Annotated in this window: 10 protein-coding genes; 9 read left to right on the forward strand and 1 reads right to left on the reverse strand. The window is 70.6% G+C overall.

Annotation, left to right across the window (positions count from 1 at the left end; all coding sequences use genetic code 11):
- Positions 1-28 precede the first annotated feature (28 nt).
- From ftsW to MOV08_RS29965, 9 genes are all read left to right on the forward strand, one after another.
- Positions 29-1,381, forward strand: coding sequence for a putative lipid II flippase FtsW (ftsW, locus tag MOV08_RS29925; RefSeq protein WP_039637372.1), 1,353 nt, complete (start codon positions 29-31; stop codon positions 1,379-1,381).
- A 6-nt stretch (positions 1,382-1,387) separates the two neighbouring features.
- On the forward strand, positions 1,388-2,479 hold the full coding sequence (gene murG, locus MOV08_RS29930; RefSeq protein ID WP_235093086.1) for an undecaprenyldiphospho-muramoylpentapeptide beta-N-acetylglucosaminyltransferase: 1,092 nt from the start codon (positions 1,388-1,390) through the stop codon (positions 2,477-2,479).
- Positions 2,480-2,501: 22 nt separating this feature from the next.
- Positions 2,502-3,317, forward strand: a complete 816-nt coding sequence (locus tag MOV08_RS29935) for a cell division protein FtsQ/DivIB (RefSeq protein ID WP_275309561.1) — start codon at positions 2,502-2,504, stop codon at positions 3,315-3,317.
- A 281-nt stretch (positions 3,318-3,598) separates the two neighbouring features.
- Positions 3,599-4,840 (forward strand): cell division protein FtsZ, encoded by a 1,242-nt coding sequence (ftsZ, locus tag MOV08_RS29940; protein WP_039637378.1) that lies wholly within the window; start codon positions 3,599-3,601, stop codon positions 4,838-4,840.
- Between the two features lie 14 nt (positions 4,841-4,854).
- Positions 4,855-5,607: a peptidoglycan editing factor PgeF gene (gene pgeF, locus MOV08_RS29945; protein ID WP_275309562.1), complete on the forward strand. Its 753-nt coding sequence runs from the start codon at positions 4,855-4,857 to the stop codon at positions 5,605-5,607.
- Positions 5,571-6,338: a YggS family pyridoxal phosphate-dependent enzyme gene (locus MOV08_RS29950; protein WP_275309563.1), complete on the forward strand. Its 768-nt coding sequence runs from the start codon at positions 5,571-5,573 to the stop codon at positions 6,336-6,338. Before pgeF ends, MOV08_RS29950 begins: the two co-directional genes overlap by 37 nt.
- 123 nt (positions 6,339-6,461) lie before the next feature.
- Positions 6,462-7,082 (forward strand): cell division protein SepF, encoded by a 621-nt coding sequence (locus tag MOV08_RS29955; protein ID WP_018536706.1) that lies wholly within the window; start codon positions 6,462-6,464, stop codon positions 7,080-7,082.
- A 66-nt stretch (positions 7,083-7,148) separates the two neighbouring features.
- Positions 7,149-7,442: a YggT family protein gene (locus MOV08_RS29960; RefSeq protein ID WP_039637383.1), complete on the forward strand. Its 294-nt coding sequence runs from the start codon at positions 7,149-7,151 to the stop codon at positions 7,440-7,442.
- Between the two features lie 49 nt (positions 7,443-7,491).
- Positions 7,492-8,613, forward strand: a complete 1,122-nt coding sequence (locus tag MOV08_RS29965; protein ID WP_039637385.1) for a DivIVA domain-containing protein — start codon at positions 7,492-7,494, stop codon at positions 8,611-8,613.
- 236 nt (positions 8,614-8,849) lie between these two features.
- On the opposite strand, the gene ileS is transcribed toward MOV08_RS29965, so the two are convergent.
- A complete protein-coding gene (ileS, locus tag MOV08_RS29970; protein ID WP_275309564.1) occupies positions 8,850-12,011 on the reverse strand; it encodes an isoleucine--tRNA ligase in 3,162 nt (1,053 codons plus the stop codon).
- Positions 12,012-12,125 lie beyond the last annotated feature (114 nt).

Raw genomic sequence — 12,125 nt, forward strand, 5'->3', positions numbered from 1 at the left:
CGGCGAGCGCACCTGTGGAGGGACGAGGATGACCGCCCGATCGGCGAAGCCGGCGTCACCGCGCCCGGCGCGCCGGACCCCCGCGAAGGTGCGCCCGCCGCGGGCGGGCCGGCGTCCGGCCGGCCCGCAAGGGTTCCTCACCCGGGCCAAGCGGGCCTGGGACCGCCCGTTGACGGCCTACTACCTCATCCTCGGCGCCCCGCTGCTGATCACCGTCCTCGGCCTGGTGATGGTCTACTCGGCCTCCCAGATCAAGGCCCTGCAGTCCGGCCTGGCGCCGTCGTACTTCTTCCGCAAACAACTGCTGGCGGCCGCCATCGGCGGCGGGCTGCTGCTGCTCGCGTCCCGTATGCCGGTGCGGCGGCACCGGGCGCTGGCCTACCCGCTGCTCGCCGGCTCGGTGTTCCTGCTCGGCCTGGTGCAGATCCCGGGCATCGGGGTCTCGGTCAACGGCAACCAGAACTGGATCAGCCTCGGCGGCCCCTTCCAGGTGCAACCGAGCGAGTTCGGCAAGCTCGCGCTCGTCCTGTGGGCCGCCGACCTGCTCGCCCGCAAAGAGGACAAGAAGCTACTGACGCAGTGGAAGCATCTGCTGGTTCCGCTGACGCCGGTGACATTTCTCCTGCTCGGGCTGATCATGCTCGGCGGCGACATGGGCACCACGATCATCCTCACCGCGATCCTCTTCGGCCTGCTGTGGCTGGCCGGCGCCCCGACCCGGCTGTTCGCCGGGGTACTGGGCGCCGCGACCGTGCTCAGCGCGCTGCTGATCAAGACCAGCGCCCACCGGATGTCCCGCCTCGCCTGCATCGGGGCGACCGATCCGGGCCCCGGCGACCAGTGCTGGCAGGCCGTGCACGGCATCTATGCGCTGGCCTCCGGCGGACTCTTCGGTTCCGGCCTCGGGGCGAGTATGGAAAAATGGGGAGAACTCCCCGAACCGCACACCGACTTCATCTTCGCCATCACCGGGGAGGAACTGGGACTGGCGGGGACGCTGTCGGTGCTCGCCCTCTTCGCGGCTCTAGGCTATGCGGGTATCCGCGTGGCCGGACGCACGGAGGACCCCTTCGTACGGTACGCAGCGGGCGGTGTGACCACCTGGATCATGGCCCAGGCCGTGATCAACATCGGTGCGGTGCTCGGTCTCCTGCCGATCGCCGGTGTCCCGCTCCCGCTGTTCTCCTACGGGGGCTCCGCGCTGCTGCCGACGATGTTCGCCGTCGGGCTGCTGATCGCCTTCGCGCGTGACGAGCCCGCCGCACGGGCGGCGTTGACGGCTCGGTTGGCGCGGAAGCCGGTTTCCGGCAGGAAGCCGGCTGGGGTGAGATGGAAGACGATGAGACGGCGCGTTAAGAGGCGTCCGTCCGGAGAGCGGTGAATTTCGGTGCATGTCGTACTCGCCGGTGGGGGGACCGCCGGCCACATCGAGCCCGCGCTCGCCCTCGCGGACGCCCTGCGGAGGCAGGACCCGACCGTGGGGATCACGGCACTCGGCACGGAGAAGGGGCTGGAGACCCGCCTGGTCCCCGAGCGCGGTTACGAGCTCGGCCTGATCCCGGCGGTACCGCTGCCCCGTAAGCCCACCCCCGAACTGATCACCGTCCCCGGGCGGCTGCGCGGCACGATCAAGGCCGCCGAGCAGATCCTGGAGCGCACCAAGGCGGACTGCGTCGTCGGCTTTGGTGGCTATGTGGCACTGCCCGGCTACCTGGCCGCCAAGCGGCTCGGGGTGCCGATCGTCGTCCACGAGGCCAACGCCCGGCCCGGCCTGGCCAACAAGATCGGCTCGCGGTACGCCACGTACGTCGCCGTCAGCACCCCGGACAGCAAGCTGCGTGGCGCCCGCTATGTCGGCATTCCGCTGCGCCGGTCCATCGCCACCCTGGACCGTGCCGCGGTCCGCCCCGAGGCGCGCGCCGCGTTCGGACTCGACCCCAACCTGCCGACCCTGCTGGTGTCCGGCGGTTCCCAGGGCGCCCGCCGGCTGAACGAGGTCGTCCAGGCAGCCGTGCCGGCGCTCCAGCGCTCCGGCATCCAGGTGCTGCACGCGGTCGGGCCCAAGAACGAACTGCCGCACGTCGACAACATGCCGGGAATGCCCCCCTACGTCCCGGTACCGTACCTGGACCGGATGGATCTCGCGTACGCCGCGGCCGACATGATGCTCTGCCGCGCGGGCGCGATGACCGTCGCCGAGTTGTCCGCCGTCGGGCTCCCGGCCGCCTTCGTCCCGCTGCCCATCGGCAACGGCGAGCAGCGGCTCAACGCCCAGCCGTTGGTCAACGCCGGCGGCGGCCTGCTGGTCGACGACGCCCAGCTGACCCCGGACTGGGTGCAGAACAACGTGCTCCCGGTGCTGGGCGATCCGCACCGGTTGTACGAGATGTCCCGCTCGGCCTCCGAGTTCGGCCGCCGGGACGCCGACGAGTTGCTGGTCGGCATGGTCTACGAGGCGATCGAGCAGCACCGCAAGTAGCGGACGAGAGAAGGCGGAGAGCGTGGCCGGACCGACCACCGCCAGGCGCGGAGCGAAGAAGTCGCCGTCCGGCCCGCGCCCTTCGCCGCCGTCCGGCGGCCGGCGCTTCCGGCTGCCGCGCCTGCGGGTGCGCCGTCCGCGCCGACGCAGTGTGATCATCATCGCGGTTGCGGCAGTGCTGCTGGGCGGGTTCGGCGCGTGGGTGCTCTACGGCTCGGACTGGCTCCGGCTGGAGGGGGTGCACGCCACGGGCACCGATGTGCTCACGCCGGAGGAGGTGGTCGCCGCCGCGTCCGCCCCCATGAACGCACCGCTCGCCTCCGTGGACACCGAAGCGGTGCGGCGCCGGCTGCTCGCCCGGCTCCCGCGCCTCAAGAGCGTTGACGTCACCCGGTCCTGGCCGCACACCCTCGGTCTGGAAGTGACCGAAAGGACGCCGGAACTGCTGCTGAAAACGAACGGAAAGTTTGTGGAAGTGGACGGCGAGGGCGTCCGATTCGCCACGGTGAGTCGCGCCCCCAAGGGCGTCCCGCTTCTGGAAATGACCGTTTCCGATTCCCCGAGTCTGCACCGCTTCGGAACCGGCCGTTTGCTGCGCGCCGCGGTCACCGTCGCCCGGGACCTCCCGGCCGCCGTCCGCAAGGATGTGCGCACCGTCCGGATGCGTTCCTACGACTCCATCACCCTCGAACTCGCAGGTGACCGCACGGTGATGTGGGGCAGCCGCGAGCAGGGCACCGAAAAGGCGAAGGTGCTGGCCGGCCTGATGAAGGCCGCGCGTGACGCGCGCCACTTCGACATCTCGGTCCCCAGCGCCCCCGCGGTGTCCGGGAGTTGACGTACCGCGACGCAGGCCAGCACCCTGGATGGCTACGACTATGGGTGATCACATAGGGTGAAAAGAAAAACGGGAGGTTCGGCGTGTTCGTTGAACGCGCGCGCCTTGTCGACTTAGTGTCTCGTTCCAAAGGGACCGTGGAACCAGGAACACAGGCACAGTAACCCTAAACTTCAGGGTTAGGGTTCGGGTCGGCAGAGCGGACCATCCCTTCGGCATCAGTCGGCGTCCACACGCAATGTGCGGCGACGACACGTAAATCGAGGCGAGAGGCCTTCGACGTGGCAGCACCGCAGAACTACCTCGCAGTCATCAAGGTCGTCGGCATCGGCGGCGGTGGCGTGAACGCCATCAACCGGATGATCGAGGTCGGGCTCAAGGGCGTCGAGTTCATCGCGATCAACACCGATGCGCAGGCGTTGCTGATGAGCGACGCCGACGTCAAGCTCGACGTCGGCCGCGAGATGACGCGCGGACTCGGCGCCGGCGCCAACCCGGACGTGGGCCGCAAGGCGGCCGAGGACCACCGCGAGGAGATCGAGGAGGTCCTCAAGGGGGCCGACATGGTCTTCGTGACCGCGGGCGAGGGCGGCGGCACCGGCACCGGCGGTGCCCCGGTCGTCGCCAACATCGCCCGCTCGCTGGGCGCCCTGACGATCGGTGTGGTCACCCGGCCGTTCACCTTCGAGGGCCGCCGCCGCGCCAACCAGGCCGAGGACGGCATCGCGAGCCTTCGCGAAGAGGTCGACACCCTCATCGTGATCCCCAACGACCGTCTGCTGTCCATCTCGGACCGCCAGGTGAGCGTGCTCGACGCGTTCAAGTCCGCGGACCAGGTGCTGCTGTCGGGTGTCCAGGGCATCACCGACCTGATCACCACCCCGGGTCTGATCAACCTCGACTTCGCCGACGTCAAGTCCGTGATGTCGGAGGCCGGCTCGGCGCTGATGGGCATCGGCTCGGCGCGCGGCGACGACCGTGCGGTGGCCGCGGCCGAGATGGCGATCTCCTCGCCGCTGCTGGAGGCGTCGATCGACGGCGCCCGCGGTGTGCTGCTCTCCATCTCCGGCGGCTCCGACCTCGGTCTCTTCGAGATCAACGAGGCCGCGCAGCTGGTCAGCGAGGCCGCGCACCCCGAGGCCAACATCATCTTCGGTGCGGTCATCGACGACGCGCTGGGCGACGAGGTCCGGGTGACCGTCATCGCCGCGGGCTTCGACGGCGGTCAGCCGCCGGCCCGCCGCGACTCCCAGCAGGCCGGGATGCCGTCCCCGAAGCGCGAGGAGCCCGCCCCGGCGCCGGCCCGTCCGACCGTGCCCCCGGTCGAGCCGCCGCGCACCGCACCGTCGTTCGGCGGTCTCGGCGCGGTCCCGCAGATCCGGGACGAGGCCCCGGCGTCGTCCGACTCCCCGTCGCTGGGCGAGGTGTCCACCTCGCCGACCGGCGGCCCCTCGGTTCCCCCGGCCCGTCCGTACTCGGACTCCGCGGCCGAGGAGCTGGACGTCCCCGACTTCCTGAAGTGACGTAAAGCACCGACGTGATAGGGCAACAGCACCACGTGAGCGGCGCGCACTTCGCCTTCACCGACAGGTGGGGCGGGGTGAGCGCCGCTCCGTATGAGCAGCTCAACCTGGGCGGCGCGGTGGGCGACGACCCCGCGGCCGTCCGCGCCAACCGCGACCTGGTGGCCCGGGAACTGGGCCTGGACCCGGCCGCGGTGGTCTGGATGAACCAGGTCCACGGCCGGGATGTCGCCGTGGTCGACGGACCCTGGGGGGAGGGCGAGCCCCCGTGCGTGGACGCGGTGGTGACGACCCGCCGGGGTCTGGCGCTGGCCGTGCTGACCGCCGACTGCACCCCGGTCCTGCTCGCCGACCCGGCCGCCGGGATCGCGGGCGCCGCGCACGCCGGCCGGCCGGGCCTGGTCGCCGGGGTCGTGCCGGCGGTCGTCGCGGCCATGGTCGAGCGGGGCGCCGAGCCGTCCCGGATCGTCGGGTACACCGGGCCCGCGGTCTGCGGGCGCTGCTACGAGGTGCCCGAGGCGATGCGCGCCGAGGTGGCCGCGGCGGTGCCGCAGGCGTGGGCGACCACCTCCTGGGGCACCCCGTCGGTGGACGTGGCCGCGGGGGTGCGAGCCCAACTCGCCGCGGCCGGCGTGCAGTTGCGTGGGGAATCCCACATCTGCACCCTCGAATCGGCGGACCACTACTCGTACCGACGCGACCGCACGACCGGGCGGCTCGCGAGTTACGTATGGCTCGGGGACGCCCCCGGAGAGGCTGCGCCGTGACCGAGGACCGCAGAACGCAGCTGGCCGACAACATGGCGCGGGTGGAGGATCGTATCTCCACCGCCTGTGCCAAGGCCGGCCGGTCACGCGACGAGGTCACGCTGATCGTCGTCACCAAGACCTACCCCGCGAGCGACGTCCGACTGCTCGCGGAGTTGGGGGTGCGCCAGGTCGCGGAGAACCGCGATCAGGAAGCGGCCCCCAAAGCGGCCGAATGTGCCGATTTGCCGCTGACTTGGCACTTCGTCGGTCAATTGCAGACCAACAAGGTGCGGTCGGTGGCCGGTTACGCCGGGGTCGTCCAGTCCGTCGACCGGCCCCGGCTCGTCACCGCGCTCTCCAAGGAGGCGGTCCGTGTCGGGCGGGAGCTGGGCTGCCTGATCCAGGTGGCGTTTGACGTCGAGTCAGGGCAAAACGGGCGGATGGTAGGAGATCGTGGCGGGGTGGCGCCGGAGGGCGTCGCGGAACTCGCCGAGGTGATCGCCGGTTCTCAAGGGCTGCGTCTGGACGGCGTGATGACGGTCGCGCCGCTGGCCGGGCCGTATGCCGGACGTCAACGCGCCGCTTTCGAGCGGCTCGTGGAAATCTCATCCGACCTGCGCGCGACCCATCCTGCTGCCACCATGGTGTCGGCAGGTATGAGTGCGGACCTCGAGGACGCGGTGGCGGCCGGGGCGACACATGTGCGCATCGGCACCGCGGTACTCGGAGTCCGACCACGGCTCGGGTAACGTCGCCAAGCAAGTCGGACCACAGCACAAAATATGGTCATTCCCGCAGGAAGCGGGCAGGCCGAGTGGATCCAGGGCCCCCGGTGACGGAGCCGATCCACCACAGAGCGGAGGACGCAGAGAATGGCCGGCGCGATGCGCAAGATGGCGGTCTACCTCGGCCTCGTGGAGGACGATGGGTACGACGGCCGGGGGTTCGACCCCGACGACGAGTTCGAGCCCGAGCTTGACCCGGAGCCGGATCGAGGGCGGCGACAGCAGCACCAAGTGCCGGCCGAAACACGCCCGGAACGGGAAGAACCGGTCCGAGCCGTGACGCCTCCCGCGCCGCGTGAACCCGCCCCGCTCGCCGCGGAAAGCGGACGACCCGCGCGTATCGCCCCCGTGGCATCCATCACACCCGAACGTCCCAACCTAGAGAAGAACGCACCGGTGATCATGCCCAAAGTTGTGTCCGAGCGGGAGCCTTACCGCATCACCACACTGCACCCCCGGACCTACAACGAAGCCCGTACCATCGGGGAACACTTCCGTGAGGGCACTCCGGTGATCATGAATCTCACGGAGATGGACGACACGGACGCGAAGCGACTTGTCGACTTTGCGGCCGGTCTGGTCTTCGGACTGCACGGGAGCATTGAGCGGGTGACGCAGAAGGTGTTCCTGTTGTCGCCTGCTAACGTCGATGTCACGGCGGAGGACAAGGCCCGTATCGCAGAGGGCGGGTTCTTCAACCAGAGCTGAGACGCAACACCGGGCACACCAGGGCCGTAAGGTCTGCACAGGAACAAGGGGAGAGGGAAGCGCGAGATGAGTGTCGCTGGTCAAGTGATCTACATCGCGCTGTACTGCTTCCTCATCCTGCTGATCTTCCGCCTGGTGATGGACTATGTCTTCCAGTTCGCCCGCTCATGGCAACCCGGCAAGGCAATGGTGGTGATTCTTGAGGCCACCTACACTGTCACCGATCCGCCACTCAAGCTTCTGCGGCGGGTCATCCCGCCGCTGCGTCTCGGGGGCGTGGCGCTCGACCTGTCCTTCTTCGTATTGATGATCATCGTCTACATCCTGATCACCGTCGTGAGGTCGGTGTTGTTGGTGTGAACGATACGGTCTTGCCGATTGCCGACGACTACGTTGAGGTGAAGTAGAGATGCCGTTGACCCCCGAGGACGTGCGGAACAAGCAGTTCACGACCGTCCGCCTCCGAGAAGGCTATGACGAGGACGAGGTCGATGCCTTCCTCGACGAGGTCGAGGCCGAACTGACCCGCCTGCTGCGGGAGAACGAGGACCTGCGCGCCAAGCTGGCCGCCGCCACTCGGGCCGCCGCGCAGAACCAGCAGCAGGGGCTGCGCAAGGGTCCCGACCAGCAGCAGGACCAGCCGCAGCGGCCGGGGGCCCCGGTGCCCGCCGCCATATCCGGTCCGCAGCCGGTTCCGCCGCAGCAGCAGGGGATGGGTGGCCCGCCCCAACTGCCCGGTGGTGCACCGCAGCTGCCCCCCGGTCCCAGTGGCCACGGTCCGCAGGGTCCGCACGGTCCCGGTCCCATGGGCCAGGGCGGCCCGATGGGCCAGGGCGGTCCCTTGGGCGGTCCGCTCGGCGGCCCCGCGCAGCAACTGCCGCAGCAGGCTCCGCCGCAGCAGGGCGGCCCCGGCGGTGACAGTGCGGCGCGCGTGCTGTCGCTGGCACAGCAGACCGCGGACCAGGCGATCGCGGAGGCCCGTTCCGAGGCCAACAAGATCGTCGGCGAGGCGCGCAGCCGTGCCGAGGGCCTGGAGCGGGACGCCCGCGCCAAGGCCGACGCGCTGGAGCGGGACGCGCAGGAGAAGCACCGCGTGGCGATGGGCTCGCTGGAGTCGGCCCGCGCGACGCTGGAGCGCAAGGTCGAGGACCTGCGCGGCTTCGAGCGCGAGTACCGCACGCGTCTGAAGTCGTACCTGGAGAGCCAGCTGCGTCAGCTGGAGAACCAGTCCGACGAGTCGCTGGCCCCGCCGCGGACCCCGTCCGCCCCCTCGCTGCCGCCGTCGCCGTCGATGGCGTCGGCCGGTGCGGGCACCATGGGCGGCAACCACACCATGGGTGGCGGCCCGTCCATGGGCGGCAACCACTCCATGAGCAGCCCGTCCAGCGGTGGTCCGTCCTACGGCGGTCAGCAGCAGATGTCGCCGGCGATGACCCAGCCGATGGCGCCGGTGCGGCCGCAGGGTCCGTCGCCGATGCAGCAGACGCCGTCGCCGATGCGCGGCTTCCTCATCGACGAGGACGACAACTGACGGACGGCTGACGCCGGTACGGCGCGCAGAGTCGGCAATCAGGGCCGGGCCCCGAGGGAACTCCCTCGGGGCCCGGCCCTGTTCGTACCGCTTTGACCCCGTCTGTCGTCGCGTCCCCCGTCCCGTCGTTCCCTGTGAGGGGCGCGGTGGTGGTACGCGGGGGGCGGACAAGAGCGCAGGCCCCGGCGCGGAGTGCGCCGGGGCCTGGTCGTGCTCCGTCGTGCTTCCGTGCTCCGTTATGCCTTGCGGAGGTGGAAGGTCAGGGACAGTGCCTCGTCCGTGAAGGCCGGGCCGTAGGAACCGTCCGGTTCACCGGCGGCGAAGTCGCTGGCCAGCACCTCGTCGGCGATCAGCGCGGCGTGGTCGGTCAGCGCCGTCCGCAGCTCGTCGTCGGCGGCGGCCCAGCGCAGCGCGATCCGGTCGGCGACGTCCAGGCCGCTGTTCTTGCGGGCCTCCTGGATCAGCCGGATCGCGTCGCGGGCCAGGCCGGCGCGGCGCAGCTCCGGGGTGATCTCCAGGTCGAGGGCGACCGTCGCGCCCGCGTCCGAGGCCACCGACCAGCCCTCGCGCGGGGTTTCGGTGATGATGACCTCTTCGGGGCTCAGGCCGACGGTCTCGCCGTCCACCTCGACGCTCGCCGTGCCCTCGCGCAGCGCGAGCGAGAGAGCGGCGGCGTCCGCGGCGGCGACGGCCTTGGCCACCGCCTGGACGCCCTTGCCGAACCGCTTGCCCAGGGCCCGGAAGTTGGCCTTGGCGGTGGTGTCGACCAGGGAGCCGCCACCCGCTGCACCAGCGGAGGAATCAGCGAGCGAGGCCAGCGAGCTGACGTTGAGCTCCTCGGCGATCTGGGCGCGCAGGTCCTCGGAGAGGTCCGCGAAGCCGTGCGCGCCGACCAGCGCGCGGGACAGCGGCTGGCGGGTCTTCACCCCGGACTCGGCGCGGGTGGCGCGGCCCAGCTCGACCAGCCGGCGCACCAGTTGCATCTGCGCGGAGAGCGCCGGGTCGATCAGCGCGCGGTCGGCCACCGGCCAGGTGGCGAGGTGGACCGAATCCGGGGCGTCCGGGGTGACCGGGACGACCAGGTCCTGCCAGACCCGCTCGGTGATGAACGGGACGAGCGGGGCCATCAGCCGGGTGACCGTCTCGATGACGTCGTGGAGGGTGCGCAGCGCGGCGGCGTCACCCTGCCAGAAGCGGCGGCGCGAGCGGCGGACGTACCAGTTGGAGAGGTCGTCGACGAACGCGGACAGCAGCTTGCCGGCGCGCTGGGTGTCGTAGCTCTCCAGCGCACCGGTCACCTCGTCGACGAGGGTGTGCAACTCGCCGAGCAGCCAGCGGTCCAGCAGCGGGCGGTCGGCCGGGGCCGGATCGGCCGCGGACGGCGCCCAGTTGGAGGTGCGGGCGTAGAGCGCCTGGAAGGCGACGGTGTTCCAGTACGTCAGCAGGGTCTTGCGGACGACTTCCTGGATGGTGTTGTGACCGACCCGGCGGGCCGACCACGGGGAGCCGCCGGCCGCCATGAACCAGCGGACCGCGTCGGCGCCGTGCTGGTCCATGAGCGGGATCGGCTGGAGGATGTTGCCCAGGTGCTTGGACATCTTCCGGCCGTCCTCGGCGAGGATGTGGCCCAGGCAGACCACGTTCTCGTAGGACGACTTGTCGAAGACGAGCGTGCCGACGGCCATCAGCGTGTAGAACCAGCCGCGGGTCTGGTCGATGGCCTCGGAGATGAACTGCGCCGGGTACCGCTTCTCGAAGAGCTCCTTGTTGCGGTACGGGTAGCCCCACTGCGCGAACGGCATCGAGCCGGAGTCGTACCAGGCGTCGATGACCTCCGGGACGCGGACCGCGGTCAGCGTGCAGCCCTCGTGGGTGCAGCCGAAGGTGATCGCGTCGATGAACGGGCGGTGCGGGTCCAGGCCGGACTGGTCGGCGCCGGTCAGCTCGGACAGCTCGGTGAGCGAGCCGACGCAGGTGAGGTGGCCCTCCTCGCAGCGCCAGATGGGCAGCGGGGTGCCCCAGTAGCGGTTGCGGGACAGCGCCCAGTCGATGTTGTTGTTCAGCCAGTCGCCGAACCGGCCGTGCTTGACCGAGTCCGGGAACCAGTTGGTGTTCTCGTTCTCCCGCAGCAGGGCGTCCTTGACCGCGGTGGTGCGGATGTACCAGGACGGCTGGGCGTAGTAGAGCAGCGCGGTGTGGCAGCGCCAGCAGTGCGGGTAGCTGTGCTCGTACGCGACGTGGCGGAAGAGCAGGCCGCGTGCGTCCAGGTCGGCGACCAGCGCCTCGTCGGCCTTCTTGAAGAACTGGCCGCCGACGAGCGGCAGCTGCTCCTCGAAGGTGCCGTCCGGGCGGACCGGGTTGACCACCGGGAGGCCGTACGCTCGGCAGGTCCGCAGGTCGTCCTCGCCGAAGGCGGGGGCCTGGTGGACGAGGCCGGTGCCGTCGTCGGTGGTGACGTACTCGGCGTTGACGACGAAGTTGGCGCCGTCGAGGTCGAGCAGCCGGAAGGGGCGCTCGTAGGACCAGCGCTCCATCTCGCGGCCGGTGAAGGACTCGCCGGTGGCCGTCCAGCCCTCGCCCAGCGCCTTCTCCAGCAGCGGCTCGGCGACGACCAGCTGCTCGGTGCCGTCGGTGGCGACGACGTAGGTGACGTCGGGGTGGGCGGCGACCGCGGTGTTGGAGACCAGGGTCCAGGGGGTGGTCGTCCAGATCAGCAGGGCGGCGCGGCCGGCCAGCGGGCCGGAGGTCAGCGGGAGGCGGACGAAGACCGAGGGGTCCACGACCGTCTCGTAGCCCTGCGCGAGCTCGTGGTCCGACAGGCCGGTGCCGCAGCGCGGGCACCAGGGGGCGACGCGGTGGTCCTGGACCAGCAGGCCCTTGGTGAAGATCTCCTTCAGCGACCACCACACCGACTCGATGTAGTCGGGGTCCATCGTGCGGTACGGGTCGTCCAGGTCGGTCCAGTAGCCCATGCGGGTCGTGAGCTCGGCGAAGGCGTCGGTGTGCCGGGTCACCGACTCGCGGCACTTGGCGTTGAACTCGGCGATGCCGTACGCCTCGATGTCCTTCTTGCCGCTGAAGCCCAGCTCCTTCTCCACGGCCAGCTCGACCGGGAGGCCGTGGCAGTCCCAGCCGGCCTTGCGGTCGACGTGGTAGCCCTGCATCGTGCGGAACCGGGGGAAGACGTCCTTGAAGACCCGGGCCTCGATGTGGTGCGCGCCGGGCATGCCGTTGGCCGTCGGGGGGCCCTCGTAGAAGACCCACTCGGGGCGGCCCTCGGACTGCTGCAGGGTGCGGGCGAAGACCTTCCGCTCCTGCCAGAAGTCGAGCACCGCGTGTTCCAGGGCGGGCAGGTCTACCTGGGCTGGTACCTGGCGGTACTGGGGTGTGGGACTCATCGGTTCCTCCGGCGGACACCTGGGTGCGTTCTCCGACCGGAGGGACGAGAGCACGTGCTCCCGCGGTACCACCCTCCTTGGCGGTGCGCGCCGCACCGCCCCCTCATTGGGGTC

It is taken from the genome of Streptomyces yunnanensis (assembly GCF_029011865.1).
GTDB classification, from domain to species: Bacteria; Actinomycetota; Actinomycetes; order Streptomycetales; family Streptomycetaceae; genus Streptomyces; species Streptomyces yunnanensis.

Bases quoted from the DNA above. Each gene is read 5' to 3' on its own strand.
- MOV08_RS29965 (WP_039637385.1), top strand. From the start codon at position 7,492: ATGCCGTTGACCCCCGAGGACGTGCGGAACAAGCAGTTCACGACCGTC.
- ftsW (WP_039637372.1), top strand. From the start codon at position 29: ATGACCGCCCGATCGGCGAAGCCGGCGTCACCGCGCCCGGCGCGCCGG.
- MOV08_RS29950 (WP_275309563.1), top strand. From the start codon at position 5,571: ATGGCTCGGGGACGCCCCCGGAGAGGCTGCGCCGTGACCGAGGACCGC.
- MOV08_RS29955 (WP_018536706.1), top strand. From the start codon at position 6,462: ATGGCCGGCGCGATGCGCAAGATGGCGGTCTACCTCGGCCTCGTGGAG.
- MOV08_RS29960 (WP_039637383.1), top strand. From the start codon at position 7,149: ATGAGTGTCGCTGGTCAAGTGATCTACATCGCGCTGTACTGCTTCCTC.
- ileS (WP_275309564.1), bottom strand. From the start codon at position 12,011: ATGAGTCCCACACCCCAGTACCGCCAGGTACCAGCCCAGGTAGACCTG.